This window comes from Luteibacter sp. 1214, assembly GCF_031455395.1.
Taxonomy (GTDB): Bacteria; Pseudomonadota; Gammaproteobacteria; order Xanthomonadales; family Rhodanobacteraceae; genus Luteibacter; species Luteibacter mycovicinus.
The window spans coordinates 358,956-375,967 of sequence record NZ_JAVDSQ010000003.1; the positions used below are offsets into that span (position 1 = coordinate 358,956).

General features: G+C 66.8%; 18 protein-coding genes. 10 read left to right on the forward strand and 8 right to left on the reverse strand.

Features of this window, described 5'->3' with window-relative positions; all coding sequences use genetic code 11:
• Positions 1 to 47: 47 nt before the first annotated feature.
• Positions 48 to 440 carry a hypothetical protein gene (locus J2X57_RS10105; protein WP_051974353.1) on the reverse strand — a complete coding sequence of 131 codons (393 nt, stop codon included), beginning with the start codon at positions 438 to 440 and terminating at the stop codon, positions 48 to 50.
• 256 nt (positions 441 to 696) lie between these two features.
• On the opposite strand from J2X57_RS10105, the gene J2X57_RS10110 reads away from it, so the two are divergent.
• Positions 697 to 1,473 carry a ferredoxin--NADP reductase gene (locus J2X57_RS10110; RefSeq protein ID WP_036115929.1) on the forward strand — a complete coding sequence of 259 codons (777 nt, stop codon included), beginning with the start codon at positions 697 to 699 and terminating at the stop codon, positions 1,471 to 1,473.
• A gap of 71 nt (positions 1,474 to 1,544) precedes the next feature.
• On the opposite strand, the gene J2X57_RS10115 is transcribed toward J2X57_RS10110, so the two are convergent.
• Positions 1,545 to 2,207: a serine/threonine protein kinase gene (locus J2X57_RS10115; RefSeq protein WP_309866597.1), complete on the reverse strand. Its 663-nt coding sequence runs from the start codon at positions 2,205 to 2,207 to the stop codon at positions 1,545 to 1,547.
• 83 nt (positions 2,208 to 2,290) lie between these two features.
• Between J2X57_RS10115 and J2X57_RS10120 the strand changes: the two genes are divergently transcribed.
• The 3 genes from J2X57_RS10120 (at position 2,291) to J2X57_RS10130 (ending at position 5,381) form a co-directional block, all read left to right on the forward strand.
• A complete protein-coding gene (locus J2X57_RS10120) occupies positions 2,291 to 3,061 on the forward strand; it encodes a DUF3298 domain-containing protein (RefSeq protein WP_309866600.1) in 771 nt (256 codons plus the stop codon).
• On the forward strand, positions 3,061 to 3,543 hold the full coding sequence (locus tag J2X57_RS10125; protein ID WP_309866603.1) for a DUF456 domain-containing protein: 483 nt from the start codon (positions 3,061 to 3,063) through the stop codon (positions 3,541 to 3,543). Before J2X57_RS10120 ends, J2X57_RS10125 begins: the two co-directional genes overlap by 1 nt.
• Positions 3,544 to 3,614: 71 nt before the next feature.
• Positions 3,615 to 5,381, forward strand: coding sequence for a DUF885 domain-containing protein (locus tag J2X57_RS10130; protein WP_309866606.1), 1,767 nt, complete (start codon positions 3,615 to 3,617; stop codon positions 5,379 to 5,381).
• A 99-nt stretch (positions 5,382 to 5,480) separates the two neighbouring features.
• On the opposite strand, the gene J2X57_RS10135 is transcribed toward J2X57_RS10130, so the two are convergent.
• Positions 5,481 to 6,146 (reverse strand): hemolysin III family protein, encoded by a 666-nt coding sequence (locus tag J2X57_RS10135; protein ID WP_036115938.1) that lies wholly within the window; start codon positions 6,144 to 6,146, stop codon positions 5,481 to 5,483.
• A 111-nt stretch (positions 6,147 to 6,257) separates the two neighbouring features.
• On the opposite strand from J2X57_RS10135, the gene J2X57_RS10140 reads away from it, so the two are divergent.
• Both J2X57_RS10140 and J2X57_RS10145 read left to right on the forward strand, forming a co-directional pair.
• Positions 6,258 to 7,085 (forward strand): universal stress protein, encoded by an 828-nt coding sequence (locus tag J2X57_RS10140; RefSeq protein WP_051943977.1) that lies wholly within the window; start codon positions 6,258 to 6,260, stop codon positions 7,083 to 7,085.
• Positions 7,086 to 7,246: 161 nt separating this feature from the next.
• Positions 7,247 to 7,915 (forward strand): TonB family protein, encoded by a 669-nt coding sequence (locus tag J2X57_RS10145; RefSeq protein ID WP_308846082.1) that lies wholly within the window; start codon positions 7,247 to 7,249, stop codon positions 7,913 to 7,915.
• Positions 7,916 to 7,957: 42 nt separating this feature from the next.
• Here the strand turns inward: J2X57_RS10145 and J2X57_RS10150 are convergent, their stop codons facing one another.
• A complete protein-coding gene (locus J2X57_RS10150) occupies positions 7,958 to 8,251 on the reverse strand; it encodes a hypothetical protein (RefSeq protein ID WP_036115944.1) in 294 nt (97 codons plus the stop codon).
• Between the two features lie 163 nt (positions 8,252 to 8,414).
• Here J2X57_RS10150 and J2X57_RS10155 point away from each other — a divergent pair, with 163 nt between their 5' ends.
• Positions 8,415 to 8,993, forward strand: a complete 579-nt coding sequence (locus tag J2X57_RS10155; protein WP_308846083.1) for a cysteine dioxygenase family protein — start codon at positions 8,415 to 8,417, stop codon at positions 8,991 to 8,993.
• Positions 8,994 to 9,039: 46 nt separating this feature from the next.
• Positions 9,040 to 10,407 carry an FAD/NAD(P)-binding protein gene (locus J2X57_RS10160; protein ID WP_036115948.1) on the forward strand — a complete coding sequence of 456 codons (1,368 nt, stop codon included), beginning with the start codon at positions 9,040 to 9,042 and terminating at the stop codon, positions 10,405 to 10,407.
• A gap of 160 nt (positions 10,408 to 10,567) precedes the next feature.
• Here J2X57_RS10160 and J2X57_RS10165 read toward each other — a convergent pair whose 3' ends face one another.
• On the reverse strand, positions 10,568 to 11,581 hold the full coding sequence (locus tag J2X57_RS10165) for a zinc-binding alcohol dehydrogenase family protein (RefSeq protein WP_309866616.1): 1,014 nt from the start codon (positions 11,579 to 11,581) through the stop codon (positions 10,568 to 10,570).
• A 22-nt stretch (positions 11,582 to 11,603) separates the two neighbouring features.
• A complete protein-coding gene (locus tag J2X57_RS10170; protein WP_309866619.1) occupies positions 11,604 to 12,788 on the reverse strand; it encodes an MFS transporter in 1,185 nt (394 codons plus the stop codon).
• Between the two features lie 115 nt (positions 12,789 to 12,903).
• Between J2X57_RS10170 and cls the strand changes: the two genes are divergently transcribed.
• On the forward strand, positions 12,904 to 14,325 hold the full coding sequence (cls, locus tag J2X57_RS10175) for a cardiolipin synthase (protein ID WP_308846087.1): 1,422 nt from the start codon (positions 12,904 to 12,906) through the stop codon (positions 14,323 to 14,325).
• A 152-nt stretch (positions 14,326 to 14,477) separates the two neighbouring features.
• Positions 14,478 to 15,239 carry a dienelactone hydrolase family protein gene (locus J2X57_RS10180; protein WP_043692292.1) on the forward strand — a complete coding sequence of 254 codons (762 nt, stop codon included), beginning with the start codon at positions 14,478 to 14,480 and terminating at the stop codon, positions 15,237 to 15,239.
• 59 nt (positions 15,240 to 15,298) lie between these two features.
• On the opposite strand, the gene J2X57_RS10185 is transcribed toward J2X57_RS10180, so the two are convergent.
• Both J2X57_RS10185 and J2X57_RS10190 read right to left on the reverse strand, forming a co-directional pair.
• A complete protein-coding gene (locus J2X57_RS10185) occupies positions 15,299 to 15,691 on the reverse strand; it encodes a hypothetical protein (RefSeq protein WP_308846088.1) in 393 nt (130 codons plus the stop codon).
• A 30-nt stretch (positions 15,692 to 15,721) separates the two neighbouring features.
• Positions 15,722 to 16,954 carry an MFS transporter gene (locus tag J2X57_RS10190; protein ID WP_036115960.1) on the reverse strand — a complete coding sequence of 411 codons (1,233 nt, stop codon included), beginning with the start codon at positions 16,952 to 16,954 and terminating at the stop codon, positions 15,722 to 15,724.
• Positions 16,955 to 17,012 lie beyond the last annotated feature (58 nt).

Below are 17,012 nucleotides of genomic sequence, written 5' to 3' on the forward strand. Positions count from 1 at the left end.
CGGCACCTCCCCGGCCGATGTCCGGGGATCGGGCGCTCTTTTTTTGCTCAGCGGGCCTCGCCCGAGGCCGCCACCACCATCTCGATGTAGCCCAGAATCTCGGGAACCGGCAGGTCGAATATGCCCGCGTCGCCGTTGTCATAGGCCTGGCGCCACACGGCGTAGCCGTCTCGCCAGCCTTCATCGGCGTCGGCGGGACCGTCGGTGGTGAGCAGACTGGCGTCCAGCGTGGCGCGGGACACGGCGGCGTGGTTCATCGCCGGCTGCAGGCCGCCGGGTACGCGATGGTTGCGCAGCTTCACGCCGAGGATGGAAACATGGAAAACCTCGCCGTCTTCCGGCTCGTGGTCGATCTTGCGAATCGCTACACGGGAATCTTCCTCGCCGGGACGGGTCCGGTAGGTCCAGGCCTGGCCGGGGGCATAGGCGGGTTTCGTCACGATGGTTTCCTTGGGGCGCCTACGGACTGAGCATCTTAGCGGAAGCTTAAAGGCCAGCGCCCGGCCCGGCCCGAAGCGGCCTGTGGCGGAATGCCGTATCCTTACGTCCATGAGCGCGCAGCCGATGCAGGGTGCGACGCGTCGCGCGAGGCAGCGCGGCCCGGCGGGCCGCTTCCCCAGCCAAGAACCCCCAAGGGCTCCCGCGCACGGCGCGGAGGCTCCGTCCCTTCTTGTCTTTACCGAGGTTCAACGCACCATGGTGGCACTGGCGACCGAGCACGTGATCGACGTGCATCACTGGAACGACACCCTTTTCAGCTTCCGCACCACGCGGGACCCGGGTTTCCGCTTCGAAAGCGGTCACTTCGTGATGATCGGCCTGGAAGTGGACGGGCGGCCGCTGATGCGCGCCTATTCCATCGCCAGCGCGCATTACGAAGAGCATCTGGAGTTCTTCAGCATCAAGGTGCAGGACGGCCCGCTGACCTCACGGCTGCAGCACCTGAAGCCCGGCGATCCGGTCATCGTGAGCCGCAAGCCCACGGGCACGCTGGTGCTGAACGATCTGAAGCCGGGCAAGCGTCTCTACCTGCTGGGCACCGGCACGGGCCTGGCGCCGTTCATGTCGATCATCCGGGATCCGGAGACCTACGAGCGCTTCGACACGATCGTGCTGGCCCACGGCGTGCGTCACGTCAACGACCTGGCCTACTCCGACTACATCGAGAACGAGCTGCCGAAGCACGAGTACCTGGGCGACCTGGTGCGCGAGAAGCTCATCTACTACCCGACGGTGACCCGTGAAGCATTCCGGAACCGGGGACGCATCACCGACGCGATCGCCGATGGTGAGATGGCCCGGACGACCGGCTTGCCGCAGATCAATCCGGCCGAAGACCGCGTGATGCTTTGCGGTAGTCCCTCGATGCTGGAAGACATCTGCGTGTTGCTGGATGGCGAGGGCTTTCAGGCGTCGCCGCGGACGCGGGAGCCGGGGGATTACGTGATCGAGCGGGCGTTTGTGGAGAAGTAACGGAGCGTTTCGAGGAGTGGGGGGGGGGCGGCGTCTTCGCTGCGTTGGCTTTTCGCGCGCGGGGCGCGCTCCTACTTGCGTATACGGCCCTGGCCTTCGTTGTCCCAGTAGCCGAAGATGCGGCGGGCGATGAGTTTGTAGAGACGTTTGCCGGTGGCCCGCCACAGGCGTGAATGCGGTGCCGGCTGGGCCAGGATGGCCTGCTGGCGCGCTGACAGGCGGTCCGGGGCATAGGTTCGCTTGTGTTTGAGCAGGTGGCGCAGGTCTTCCCGCGCCAGCAGGCGGAACAGCGAACCACGCCGGCCACGCGTCCAGGCAATCTGGAAATCCACCAGACCGGGCGTGCCGTCCTCGCGCACCAGCCAGTTCGGCTCCTTGGCGAGATCGTTGTGGACGATGCCGCGACGGTGCAGTACGGCCAGCAGGCGAAGGGCCCGTGTGTAATAGGCAGGGTCCAGCGGCCGGCCCAGCTGCATCGGCTGTCCCGCCATGTAGCTGCGCTCGAGCATCCGGCCATTCCACGCGAGCAGCCGTGGCACCCCGTCGATACCGTCCAGGCGCAGCAGCGCCCGCGCCTCGCGCGCCGCGGCGCGGCGTGCGAACCAGCGCGCCCACCAGCGTGCGGCAGCGATGTCGCGGCGGATAAGAACGACACCGTCGCGTTCCACGCGCTCGATGCGGCCGAGTTCGTCAGCCTTGAGCAGGGTGACAGTTTCCGTCGTTGCGCTATGCACGCCCTTCCTTCGATTCGTTGACGCGCTCTGCGCTGCGCGGCAGCTACGCTAAGATGACGATTCTCGCAGGGAGAGAATGCCGAATGTTGTCGCGACACATCCTGTCGCTGTGTTTTGTCGCCGTCGGACTCGCCGCCTGCCAGGATGGCGCGGACCGTTCGAACGTCGGGAAGATGCCATCGCCATCCAGAGCGACCGCGCACAAGGATACCCAATCCAGCCAGGAAGGCCTCTACACGATGGAAGTGAAACTTCCCCAGCTGCCTACGTCGGCCGCGCCCTTGCGCGCCACGATCGAGCGCTACGTGGAGCGGCAGAAGCGCGCCTTCCTCGACAGCCTGGATGCCCCGGGTGCCCGCGAGCAGGCGAAAGAGCTGCCCTGGGACCTCAACCTGGACATCGCGGTCGCGGCTCGCACCGATCGCTTCATCAACGTGCAGGTCGACGGCTCCGCCTTCACCGGCGGCGCTCACCCCGCGCCCATCGTCGACAGCTTCACCTACGACCTGCGGAAGCGGCGCGTCGTGGGCATTCGCGAGCTGTTCGACGATGCGCACGCGGCGGAGGGCGCATTCGCCACCGAGGCCCGGCGCCAGCTGCTGACCGCGCTGGACGATCAGGACGACCCGCTGTCTTCGGACAGCCAGCAGATCGACGCGGGTACGGCGCCGGACAAGGATCACTACCGCGTGTTCACCCTCCTCACGGGGCCCGACGACAAGGTGCACGGGCTGACCTTCATCTTCCCGCCGTATCAGGTCGCGCCGTATTCGGCAGGGCCACAGGCGATCGATGTATCCAGCGACGCGTTTTCGGCCTATCTGAAACCCGAATACAGAGAGGCTTTCCGCTGATGGACCTGTTCCTCTACCTGCTCGCCGCCGCCCTGATCGTTGGGGGCGTGGCGGGCGCGGTACTGCCGATCCTGCCTGGCATCCCCATGATCTTCGGCGGCATCTGGCTCGCCGCCGCCGTGGACGATTACCAGCACCTGGGCGGGGGCTGGCTGGTGGTGATCGGCATCGTCGGCGCTGTGGGGGTCGCGCTGGACTTCGTCTCCGCCTCGCTGGGGGCAAAGAAAATCGGCGCCAGTCCGCGCGCCTTGTGGGGCGCGGGCATCGGCACGACCGTCGGGATGTTTTTCGGCCTGCCCGGCTTGCTGCTTGGCCCCTTTCTGGGCGCCGTGGCGGGCGAGTTGTGGTCGGGCAAGAGCGTGCTGCGCTCGGCCCATGTGGGTATCAGCACCTGGTTCGGCATGTTGCTGGGCATCATCGCCAAGGCCGTGCTGTCGTTTCTGATGCTGGGAATGGCTGCCCTCGCCCTGCTCTTCAGCTGACCGCCGAAAGGCACATTGGCGGCCCCGACCCGCAAAGGCTAGTCTCGCCGGACTTCACCGGGGAGACACGCATGTTCAGACGACTGACCCTAGCGGCCGCGATCACGTTCGCGGTCGGCACCCTTCACGCCGAAACCGCGCCGCCGGCCTGGATCGCGCGCAGCAACGCCGATGCCCAACCGCTGCTGGACCTCACCGCCCGCTTCAGCCCCGAGTCCGCCACGGACATCGGCCTGAAAGGCTACGACGAGAAGACCGCCGATCTCGGGCCCGACGTGGACAAGCGCCAGCGTGCCGCGCTGGTCGAGGTGCGTCAGCAGGTTGCCAGACGCCTCGCCGAGGAGAAGGACCCCAACGTCAGCCAGGACCTGCAGATCCTGGCCAAGCAGATCGACGGCAATATCGAGGGTATCGATCTCAACGACAAGTATCTGCTGCCCTGGTTCGACGCCGGGCAGATGATCTTCAGCGGTGAGTTCTCTCTGCTGAACGCGCAGAGCACCCCGGAGCAGAATCAGGCCGCGCTGGGGCGGCTGAAGTGCTATGTCGGCATGGCGGCCGGTTGCACGCCACTGGTCGACCAGGCCAGGGCACGCACCACGGAGCGCCTGGGCGAAAAGGGCCTGCTCGGTCCGGTCAAGGCCGATGTCGAACAGAAGCTGGGCAACACGCAGCGCTATGTCGACGGCATCCGCAAGCTGTTCGCGGAGAAGAAAGTCGCCGGCAGCGACGAGGCGATGAACAAGCTCGACGCGCAGCTGAAGCAGTACAACGCGTGGGTGAAGAAGACGGTGCTGCCCCGCGCGCGTACCGACTTCCGCCTGCCCGAGCCGCTGTATGCGTACAACCTCAGGCAGGTCGGGCTCGACATCGCCCCGCGCGACCTGATCGGCCGCGCGCAGCTGGAATTCATGGAGACCACGTATGCGCTGCAGATGCTGGCGCCCGTCGTCGCCAAAGCCGAGGGTCTTCCCGATGGCGACTACCGCGACGTACTGAAAGCGCTGAAGAAAAAGCAGCTGGCGAAGGACAAGGTCGAGCCGGTGTATCACGAGGTACTGGGCAAGATCGAAAACACCATCCGCACGCAGCGCATCGTCGAATTGCCGAAGCGCCAGATGGCGATGCGCGTCGCCTCCGAAGCGGAGAATGCGCGCACGCCCGCACCGCACATGGATCCGCCGCCCTTTGTCGGCAATACCGGCCAGCGTGGGACCTTCGTGCTGACCACCGGCAACCCACCGGCCGACGGCGACGCGACGCAGACCTACGACGACTTCACCTTCGAGGCGGCGGCATGGACGCTCACCGCGCATGAAGGACGGCCAGGCCACGAGCTGCAGTTCGCCGCGATGGTGGAACAGGGTGTATCGCTGACGCGCAGCATGTTCGCCTTCAACAGCGTCAACGTCGAGGGCTGGGCGCTGTATTCCGAAGCGGAGATGATGCCGTACGAGCCGCCGGCGGGTCAGTTCATCGCGCTGCAGTTCCGCCTGTTGCGTGCGGCGCGGGCGTTCCTGGATCCGATGCTCAACCTGGGCCTGGTGTCGCGCGATCGTGCGCACGACATCCTCGTGCACGACGTCGGCTTGTCCGAACCGATGGCCCGGCAGGAGCTGGATCGTTACACGCTCAATTCACCGGGGCAGGCGACGGCTTATTTCTACGGCTATACGCGCATCCTGCAGTTGCGCGCGGAGACGCAGACGAAGCTGGGCGACAAGTTCGACCGCAAGGCCTTCAATGATTTCCTGATCGCGCAGGGGCTGTTGCCGCCGGACCTGCTGGCTGACGCCGTGCGTACGCGGTTCGTGCCGGCCGTATTGAATCGAAAATGACCGCCGCGAGGCGGTAACTACCTGTAGGAGCGCGCCTTGCGCGCGATGTTTTGGTGTCGCGCGCGAGGCGCGCTCCTACAGATCGGCGGCCGGGACCGTTCAATGCCCCGGGGCATCCGGAATCACATAAAGCAGGATCGCCAGGTAGTGCAGCACACTGCCAGCGAGCACGAACACATGCCAGATCGCATGGTGGTACGGCATCTTCCGCGCCATGTAGAACGGCACGCCGCCGGTGTAGCAGAGGCCGCCGGCCAGAAGCAGCAGAAGGCCGCCTGTCGGCACATTGGCACGCAGGGGTTCGATCGCCACCACGGCCACCCAGCCCATCGCCACGTACATCGCGACGGCCGCCTTCCGATAGCGTTTCAGCAGACCGAGCTCGGCGAGACTGCCGATGATCGCGACGCTCCAGATCGTCACCAACAGCCCCCAACCCCAGGCACCCGGGAGCGCCAATAACGTAAACGGGGTGTACGTGCCGGCGATCAGCAGGAAAATCGCGATGTGGTCGCAGGTGCGCAGGACGCGCTTCGCCATCGAACCTGGGATCGCGTGATACAGCGTGGACGCCGCGTAAAGCAGGATCAGGGAGCCACCGAATACCGAGCTGGCCACCACGGCCCGCGTGCCGCCGTACATGGCCGAGAACGCCACGAGCACGGCAAGCCCCGCGATGCTGAGCACGAGCCCGATCGCGTGGATCACGCTGCTGGCGACTTCTTCACCGAGGGGATAGCGCGGCTCTGCGCTGTCGAAGGACATGGGCTTTTCCGGAATACGTCGAACCCCGAGGGTAACCGATCCGGGGCGTTATTGAGAAAAGGTCGCAACTGGGACATTGACCGCACCGCCCCCGTCGTTGTTCCATGGGCCATGACCCTCGAACTGCTCGTGCATATCGCCCGACTTCCGCCGCAAGGCGCCGGCCTGCGTGCGGCCCTCAGTCTGGCGGCACGAATCGGTTCACGGCTCGACGCGCTCCACGTGGTCGACCTTCCCGCCGCCGCCTTCACGGTGCCGGAAGCCGTACCGATGCAGCTGGACGCGGTGCGCCAGCGCGCCACCGATGCAAAAGCGGTGTCGGGCGACTGGGCGACGCTCATGGCAGCCCGCGGTCTGAAGGGAAACTGGCGCGTCGGCAACGGCGACACGGTCACCCTGCTTACGCACGCGGCGGCGGGTTACGACCTGCTGGTGATGGAGCGTTCTTCGACGATGCGTGGCGATGCGCCGGTGGGTTTCGGTATCGTCTCGCGCACGGTGTTCGGTTCCAGTCGTGGCGTGCTGGTGGTCCCCGAGGCGGCGCCGGTGGAAACGCTGGGGGAGCACGTGCTGATCGCCTGGAGCGGCAGTCGCGAATCGGCACTGGCGGTGCGATCGTCGTTGCCCCTGCTGCGCAAGGCCGCACGCGTAACCGTCATCGACGGCAGCCGCGATGAAGACCTCGGGACCTGCGCGTTGCCCGACACCGACATCTGTGGCTGGCTCGACACGCACGGGGTGAAGGCCGAGGTGCGGCGTCTCGATGAAGGTGCACGTCCATCGCCGGGTCCCGCACTGCTCGAAACCGCGCATGCGGAAAAGGCCGATTTGATCGTGATGGGGGCCTGGGGACGGTCGCGGCTGTCGGAGATGGTCCTGGGAGGGACGACCCGGTATCTGTTCATGCAGTCGGATGTGCCCATGCTGGTAGCGCACTGATTGCGTCACCGCTAACCGGTATAGCCATCCAGACGTCCGCTATTGCAACTTCCCGCGAAGCCTGCCTAATCTGCCATCGGACCTGAACACGATCCCCGCCAGTCCCCGCTGGCCGTGTTCCCGACCGCGCTGCTCCTTCCCCCCATCGCAGGAGGTGGCTCATGTCGTTCGCTCGTCCGCACGTCCTTGCCGGAGTGCATCCGGATACCGTCCGCATCGTCGCGATGAGCGCGGCGATCGCCCTCAACGCCGCCGCGCTCATCGCCGTCATGCGGCCGATGGTGGCGGATATCGCCACGGCGCCCCTCGTCCAGGAACCCATACGTCTCATCGAGCACCTGACGGAGCCGACGCCGGTTCCGCCGCCGCCGATCGATCTCAAGCCGTTGCCGGTCAGACCGCCCCATCCGGTGACGACCGTGACCCGGCATGTCGAAAGCCCGCCCGTGCAGACGGCGGTGCCGACGGATGAGGGAACGGCGCCCATGGTGCCTCCGGCGCCCGTTCAGGTCGCTCCCGTCTCACCACCCGCTGTCCAGCCGGCGCCCGTCGAGGCCACGCTGGCTTATGTCTCGGCGCCCGCGCCGACCTACCCGCGCGCCGCTATTCAAGGCCGCATGCACGGCACGGTGACCCTGCGCGTACTGGTGGACGAAAGCGGTAAGCCGCTGGACGTGGTGATCGAGAGCAGCAGCGGCCATCCCGTGCTCGACAAGGCGGCACGCGATCAGGTGCTGGCGAAGTGGCGCTTCCAGCCGGCTCAGCAGAACGGCCAGAAGGTTCAGGCCTGGGCGCGCATCCCGATCAGCTTCGACCTCAGGAATCTCTGAGGTCAAGGCGAGGGGAGCGACGCCCGTCGCTCCCCTTCATGCTCAACGCGAGGCGGGCATCACCACCACGTCCGGGCGACGGCGGGTGGCGCGTGCGACGGCCCAGACGATCAGCGCCAGCGCGGCGACCGGCAACAGCACCGGGATCAGGGCCAGGGCGACCATCGGAGCGACAAGGAGCAAGGCCAGCCCACCGATGGCGGCACCGATCAGACTGGCGAACACGCTGAAAACGCCGCCGATGATGCCGAAGACCAGCTTCAGCACCGCGCCGATGAGGGCGAATACCAGCCAGAAGCCGGCGGCCATTACGACAAGCGAGGTCAGGACGATCATGGCGTTGCACTCCGTGGAAGGCCGCCCGGTGGGCGGGTTCATGGCCTTGGATGCACGTACGGAATCGAAGGTTTAAAGCGTCAGTCGAAAGCGCGGGGTTACGAGGGTTTAACGGACGCCATGCTCCACTTCCCGCCAGTCGATTCTTGGGACGGCCCAGCACATGGGTAAGCGTTTTTCCATCGTCAGGGCCTTGCGCGACATCGCGTTCGACCTGTCGGATGTGGGGCACCCGGATCTCGCCTCCATGGGGCGGGAGGTCGGTCGTGCGCTCCACGCACACAGTAATGCGCTGACCGATCTGCTCGGCCCGCTGCGCGAACGCCGGAAGGGCTTCGAGCGGTGGATCCTGGCCGAGCGGTCGAAGCCGGCGGTTAGCGTGATGATCATGGTCTGGCCGCCCGGCTACGCCACGCCCGTGCACGATCACGGCGGGCTGTGGGGCCTCGAGGCCACCATCTCGGGCGCACTCGAGGTCGAATCGTTTGAAAAGGGCGAGGACCGGCATTCGCTTCGCAGTATCGGCCGCACCTGGCTGGGCCCGGGCGACGCGACCTGGTTCGACTCGACGGACATCCATGCCCATCGCTGCCGCAATTTGTCGCGGCATGACACGGCGCTCACGCTTCACGTGTACGGTGGCGATCTGGCACAGTACCTCGCGTATGAGCAGCCCGGTCCTTCGGGACACTGGATCGCACGACCGAGGCAATCGATCATCGCGGGACGCCTGACGGCCTGACGGTCTACGGCCCTCCACCCCAGCCATCGGGCGAAGGACCAAAAGCATGTTTCATAAAGTCGCCATCATCGGCGGTGGCGCTGCAGCGGCGACGCTGGTAAGTGAGTTGCTGGAGCGGCGTACGCCCCAGCCCTTGCATCTGGACTGGTATGCCGGCGCGCCGGATGCCGGGCGCGGTGTCGCCTACGGCACGCCCTCCGGGCGTCATCTGCTCAACGTCCGCGCGGCGTCCATGGGCATGTTCGTCAGCAAACCCGGCGGTTTTCTCGAGTACGCCCAGGGTCTCGACCCGAAGGTGAAAGGCTCCGACTTCCTGCCGCGCAGGCTGTACGGCGATTTCCTGCGCTCGCGCGTCGAGCAGGCGGTCATGAATGCCCGTTCGTTCGGGCACGATATCAACGTGCATCCGTTCGAAGCCGACTCACTGGTGCCCTCGTCCGAAGGCGTCACCATCGGCTTCGGCGATGAAACGTCTCGCGCGGACGCGGCGGTGCTGGCGATCGGCTCCCTGCCCCCGCGCCCCCTCGCGGGCGTGGAAGACGCCGCGATCGCCAGCGGTCGTTACGTGACGGATCCCTGGCCGTTCATGGCCGCGGCGCAGGACGACGACCGTCCGTTGCGCGTGCTGGTGATCGGCCTCGGCCTGACCGCGGTGGACGTCCTGCTGGAGCTGTCGGCGCATTGGCCGAAGGCGCACTTCACCGCTCTGTCGCGCCACGGCAAGCTGCCCGAGCCGCACCTGGCTGCCGCGTCGGCGCCCACGGATGACGGCACCGAACTCATCGAGGCCATGCGGGACGATCCCAACGTCCGTGCCTGGCTGCGCCGCCTGCGCGAGGCCACGGCCGGCGCGGAAGACTGGCGCACGGTCGTCGACGGCATGCGTCCGCATACCCAGGGTTTGTGGCGCGAGCTACCTGCCGCCGAGCGTGCCCGCTTCCTGCGTCATGCGCGCTGGGCATGGGAACGTGCACGCCATCGCATGCCGCCGCAGGTGGCCGCGTCGGTGGCGAAGCTCGAAGCCGAGGGCCGTTTCGAGCGCGGCCGCGGTCGCATGCGCGCGGTGAGGTTGTCGCAGGAAGGCAACCTGGATGTCGTGCGCGCCCTGCCAGGCGGTGGCGAATCCACGGAGTCCTACGATCTGGTCATCCAGACCGTCGGCCTGAATACCGACACCCAGCGCACGGAGCATCGTCTCGTGCGCCAGCTGGTGGTCGACGGGCTCGTCCAGCCCGATCCGCTGGGCATGGGCCTCCGCGCCGTACCTGACGGCCACCTGCTCGATGGCAACGGCAAGGCGCGCGCCAACCTGTTCGCCATCGGGAGCATGCTGCGCGGGACGCTGTGGGAGTCCACCGCCATCCCGGAAATCCGCAAGCAGGCGCAGAACGTCGCCACCATGCTGATCGACTAAATGTAGGAGCGCGCCTTGCGCGCGACAGGGGGGGGTGCCCTGCGCGCAACAGGGGGTGTTCTGCGTCGCCGCCTTGTTGGCTTTTCGCGCGCAGGGCGCGCTCCTACGCGCGCGCGGGGCACGCTCATGCGCGCTCGAGGGGGCGCGCTCCTGCCGGTTGTCAGAATCCTTCCAGGACAATTTTTCCGATCGCCTTGCCGCTCTCGAGCAAGGCGTGCGCGCGACGCAGGTTGTCCGCGTTCACCGTGCCCAGGTTCTCTCGCACAGTCGTGCGGATGACGCCCGCGTCGACCAGATTGGCCACCTCGTCGAGGATGCGACCCTGCTCGGCCATGTCGTCGGTGCGATACATCGACCGCGCGTACATGAACTCCCAGTACAACGAGAGGCTCTTGCGCTTCATCAGGCGTACGTCGATCGCCTCGGCCGGGTCGTCGATCAGGCCGAGTTTGCCCTGCGGCTTGAGCACGTCGACCAGCGCGGCATAGTGCTTCTCGGTGGCGGTCAGGCTGAGCACGTAGTTGACGCCCTCCGGAGCGACCGCGCGCACTTCGTCGGCCAGCGGCTTCGAGTGGTCCACCACGTGATGCGCACCCATCGACTCGACCCAGGCACGCGTCTCGGGGCGCGATGCGGTACCGATCACCGTCAGGCCGGTGAGCCGGCGGGCCAGCTGCACCGCGATGGAGCCCACACCGCCGGCGGCGCCGACGACCAGCAGGGTCGCGGGGCGGCCCGTCGTGCCATGTGGAATGCCCATGTGATCGAACATCAGCTCCCACGCGGTCAGTGCCGTGAGCGGAAGTGCCGCCGCCTCGGCCATAGAAAACGTCGACGGCTTGCGGCCGACGATGCGTTCGTCGACCACGTGCAGCGCGCTGTTGCCACCGGGACGCTCCAGCTCGCCCGCGTACCAGACGCTGTCGCCCACCTTGAACCGAGTGACCTCGTCGCCGACCGCCACCACCGTACCGGCGACATCCCAGCCAAGGACCTTGTCGGCACCGGCGGGGTCGACGTTGCGGCGGATCTTGGTATCCACCGGATTGACCGAGACGGCCTCGACCCTGACCAGCAGGTCGCGGGCGCCGGGCGAGGGGTCCGGCAGTTCCACATCGAGCAGGCTCTGCTTATCGGCGACGGGCAGCGACTTGCGGTAGACGACGGCTTTCATGCGTTACTCCTGGGAACGGGTATCAGGTGCCTGCGGGCACCGCCGGTGAGGCGCGGCGCTCCAGGGCGACACTGACCATCGTAGCAGGCAGCCCCGTGACGGTAACCGCAGCGCCGGCCAGACTTACCGTCGGCATCGGGAACCCGGCGGCCAGCACCGCGCCGCCAAGCCATGCGCCGCCGGCGTTACCGAGGTTGAACGCGGCGATATTGAGCGTCGAGGCGAGGTTGGGCGCATCGCCCGCCACATGCACCACGCGGGATTGCAGCGGCGCCACGGTGGCGAACGCGGCGATCCCCCAGACGAATACGGTGACGATGGCGCCCACGGTCGAATGCATCGTCCAGGCGAACACCGCCAGCAGCAGCGACAGGACCACGAGAATGCCGATCAACGACGGCATCAGTTTCCAGTCCGCAAGGCGTCCGCCGAGCATGTTGCCGATCGTCGTGCCCAGACCGAACAGCACCAGCACCGCTCCCGTCCAGTGCGGGCTCACGTGCGATTCCTGTTGCAGGATCGGCGCGATATAGGTGAACACGGTGAAGACGCCGCCGAAACCGAGCACGGTCATCGCCAGGGCGATCAGTACCTGCGGTTCGCGCAGTACGCGAAGCTCGCGCGCCATGTGCGGGGCCTTGAGGTGGGGCAGCGCCGGGACCAGCCGGGCCACCGCGATCGTCGCGATCACTCCGAGCACCGTCACCGCCCAGAAGGTCGAGCGCCATCCCGCCCACTGCCCCAGAAAGGTACCGAAGGGAACGCCGAGCACGTTCGCCAGGGTCAGGCCGGCGAACATCAAAGCGATGGCTCGCGACCGCTGGTTGGCCGGCACGAGGTGGGCGGCCACGATGGCGCCGATTCCGAAGAACGAGCCGTGGCAGAACGCGGCGACCACGCGGGCGCCCATCAGCACCTCGTAATTCGGAGCGATGGCGCAGAGCAGGTTGCCGAGGATGAACAGGCCCATCAACAGCAGCAGAGCGCGCTTGCGTTCCAGCTTCGCCGTCAGCGCGGCCAGCAGGGGGGCGCCGACCGCCACGCCGAGGGCGTACCCGGAGACCAGCATGCCGGCCTCCGGGATGCCTACTTTCAGGTCGGCGGCGACTTCGGGCAGCAGGCCCATGATCACGAACTCGGTGGTACCGATGGCGAACGCGGCCACCGCAAGTGCCAGCAAAGGCAGGCGGGACGAAGAGGCATGCATGGGACAGGCTCGATGGAAAGCGATGACGTCCATTGTCCTCGCGAGCCATTCGTGTAAAAACACTCAACCGCGACAAACACTGTTGTCGCAAACTGGAAAGTGGAGACCCCGGCGCATGATCGCCACGCTCATCGCCATCGCCGCGCTATGCCTGCATGCCGCGGGCGTGCTCGCCGCCATGCATGCGGTCATGAACGCCCGCACGGCGCAGGGCGCCTTCGCGTGGGTGCTCGGGCTGGTCCTCGTTCCCTACGTCACGCTGGTGCCTTATCTGTTTCTCGGCGCCAGCCACTTCGGCGGCTACGTCGACCTGCATCGCCAGCGTCAGGCGCGCTTCTTCATGCTGCACGAAGAAGCCGCGCATCCGGGCCACACCGGCCTGCTCGCGCCGTCGGTCCCGGTACACGACGACCGCTACGACGCGATCGGGCGGATGATCAACAGCGCGATGCACGGGGGGCACGCCCTGGCCCTGCATATCGACGGGGAAGCCGCCTTCACCGCCATGTTCGCCGCCATCGCCCGGGCCGAGCGCTACGTGCTGGTGCAGTTCTTCATCATTCACGACGACGTTCTGGGCCGTCGCCTGCGCGATGCGTTGCTCGAGCGCGCCGCGGCGGGCGTGCAGGTCTGCCTGCTTTATGACGGCATCGGCAGCCATGCCCTGCCCGACCGCTATGTGGAATCGCTGCGCTCGGGCGGTGTCGAGGTCCGTCGCTTCGCCACGCGACGCTGGCGCAACCGCTTCCAGCTCAACTTCCGCAATCACCGCAAGGTGCTCGTGGTCGATGGCGAGCGTGGTTTCGTCGGCGGGCTCAACGCGGGTGACGAGTACCTTGGCGCGAACCCGCCGCTATCACCCTGGCGCGACACGCATATGCAGATCGAGGGGCCCGCCGTGGCCGATCTGCAGCGCGTGTTCGCCGAAGACTGGTACTGGGTCACCGGGGAACGCCCTCCTTCGCTGCCGCCGCCGGAGCGGTGCGGCCGTGCGTCGACGATGATCGTGGCGACCGGGCCCGCGGACCGGCAGGAGAGCTGCTCGCTGTTCTTCACCCAGGTCATTCATGCGGCGCGGCGGCGCGTATGGATCACCACGCCTTACTTCGTGCCGGACCCGTCCGTATTCGCCGCGTTACGGCTTGCCGTGTTCCGCGGGGTGGACGTGCGCATCCTGATTCCCAGCCGGCCGGACCACCGCACGGTGTTCATGGCGAGCACGCTGTATGCGCACGAGGCGATCGTCGCCGGTATTCGCATGTTTCGTTACCAGCCCGGCTTCGTCCATCAGAAGGTGATGCTGATCGACGACGACACGGCGGTGGTGGGCAGCATGAACCTGGATAACCGCAGTTTCCGGCTGAACTTCGAGATTGCGGCGCTGAATGTCGATGAGGCGTTCGCGGGAGAAGTCGAAGCCATGCTGGAAGCGGATTTCGCGAAGTCCGACGAGGTCAACGCCAATGACTACCGGCGGCTGTCGTACCTGCGGCGGGTGGCCTTGCATGTCGCCCGGTTGTTCGATCCGGTGCTTTGACGGGCACGCATGCCACCGACCGCCTTGTGTCCCTTCGCCTGTAGGAGCGCGCCTTGCGCGCGACACCTTTTCGCGAGAGCCTTGAGAGACAACGCAAGACCATGTCGCGCACAGGGCGCGCTCCTACATTGGTACCCGACGGGATTCAGTCCATGCTCCGCACCCTCGCCTTCCTCACCGCCATGACCGCCGTCGGCGCCTCCGCCGCGCCCGCGCAGTTCGTCGAGCGCAGCGTCGACGTCGCCGGCAAGACCTACCGTTATCAGGTCTTCGTCCCCGCCGACATCAAGCCCCACCCGGCCGTCGTGCTGTTCCTGCATGGCAGCGGCGAGCGCGGCAGCGACAACCAGAAGCAGATGTCGCAAGGCCTGCCGCCGTGGCTGAAACAGCACATGGATTTTCCGGCGGTGGTCGTGATGCCCCAGGCCCCGGACGATACCGCCTGGACCGACAAGGCCGATGCCGACATGGCGATGGCGGCGCTGGAAAAGAGCATCAGCGAGTTCCATGGCGACCGTAAGCACCTCTACCTGACCGGCCTTTCGATGGGCGGCTTCGGCTCATGGCAGCTGGCGGTGGATCATCCCGGGACGTTCGCCGCGGCGGCGATCATCTGTGGCGGCGTCACGCCGCTGGAAGGCGAAGGCCAGCGCCTTTACGTGCACGGCGTACCGGCGGGCACCGATCCGTCGGCGTGGGTCGCACAGAAGATCGGCAAGCTGCCGGTGTGGATTTTCCACGGTGGCGACGACAACGTCGTGCCGACCGAGCAGTCGCGCAAGATGAATGCGGCGCTGCTCGCGCGGAAGGCCGAGGTGAAGTACAGCGAGTTCCCGGGGGTGAATCATGGCTCATGGGAAAAAGCGTATGCGACGCCGGAGCTGTGGAGCTGGATGTTTGGGCATGCGCGCTGACGGCATTCACGCGGGTCGCCGGATTGAATCGCGCGCGGGGCGCGCTCCTACATTGACGGTCAGCTGTTGCGCATGCCGTGCATCAGCTGTTTGAAGCCGCCGGAGAAAATCGCCCAGCCGAGGCAGACGCCGATCAGCGCCCCCATCAGTTCGAACGACACGCGCAGGCCGATGCTGTCGGGGTCGTGCACCGCGGCCAGCTTCAGGCGGATCAGGGTCGGCGACTGGATGGGGACGAAGTTGAAGTAGAACAGGTCCCACAGGTCCTGCCCGGCGGCGAGCAATACCGACAGGGCGAACGCGACGCTGAGGTCCTTGCCATGGCTCCAGCCGTTGCTCTTGCCGAACGCCCGGACCAGCGCATAGAGGATGAGGCCGACCAGCAGCGCGATACCGCCGGTTTCGAGGGCACCGATGATGCCGAAGCCGGTCCAGCTGCGATCGTAGGGCATGGAGGGAACTCGTGAGGGGTCAGGACCTCATTATGCCCTTGCGTCGGCCGGTTTCCCGCGTGCGTTCCCATCGCGGCCAAAACGCAGATAAAGCGAGGCCGAGAGGATCACCGCCGCGATCGAGGCAAAACCCGCCAGCAGGAAGATCGCCGGGTAATCGTAGATGCCTGCGACCCATCCACCGACCGGACCGGTCAGGCCCAGGGCAACGTCGAGGAAGACGGAATACGCACCGAGCGCCGCGCCCCGGTTGTGCGTGCTGACGCGGCTGACCGCCTCCACACCCAGCGCCGGGAACAGCAGGGCGAAGCCCGAGCCGGTCAATGCCGCACCGATCATGGCCGCGTGCGGGGTCACGCCCAGCCACAGCACCATCAGGCCCAGCGCCTCCACCGCCAGCGAGACCATCGCAACGCGGTAGCCGCCGAAGCGATCCACCGCATTGCCGAACACCAGGCGCACGCCGATGAAGCAGCTGCCGAAGACCGACAGCGACACCGCGGCGCCCTCCCAGCCCCGGCTGGCGTAGTAAAGCGCCACGAAGGTCGACAGCGAGCCGAAGCCGATCGACCCCAGCGCCAGGCCGGCGCCATAAGGCATGACCCGCGAGAGCACGCTCCGGAAAGGCAGGCGCTCGCCGTGGCTGGGTGCCACCGCCGCCTTGGCCAGGGCGATGGGGAGAGCCACCAGACCGAGCGCGAAGGAGATGACGCCCAGCGCGATGAAGCCGTAGTCACGGGCCAGGATCACGCCAAGCGGCGCGCCCAGGGCGATCCCGCCGTAGGTAGCGATGCCGTTCCACGAGATCACGCGCGCAGTGTGCTCGCCGCCGATGCCGCCGATACCCCAGGTGATGGAGCCCGTGCCGACCCAGCTCTCGGCGAACCCCAGGCCCAGACGACTGAGCAGGATCAGCACCAGCGACAACGCGGGAATCTTCGGCACCAGCGCGGCCAGAGCGAGGAACAGGCCCGCAAGGGCAAGCACCACCAGACCGGCGAGCACCGTTCGCTTCGGCCCCATCGCATCCGCCATCCGTCCCGCATGCGGCCGGCTCAGCAGCGTCGCAAGGTACTGCGCGCTGACCGCCAGACCGGCGAGAACCGTGGAGTACCCCAGCGTCAGGTGTGCAAAACCCGGCAGCACGGCCAGCGGAATGCCGATGCAGAGGTAGCAGATGAAGGTGAAGACGACGGCGGAAAGAATCCGCGCCGTCACGGCGAAACGCCGCCCGCGTTGGGGAACCAGGGATGGGAGAGACATGATGGGCCGATTATAGCGCCTCGATGCTGCACTGCGGCACGGCGCCGGGTGAAGCGTT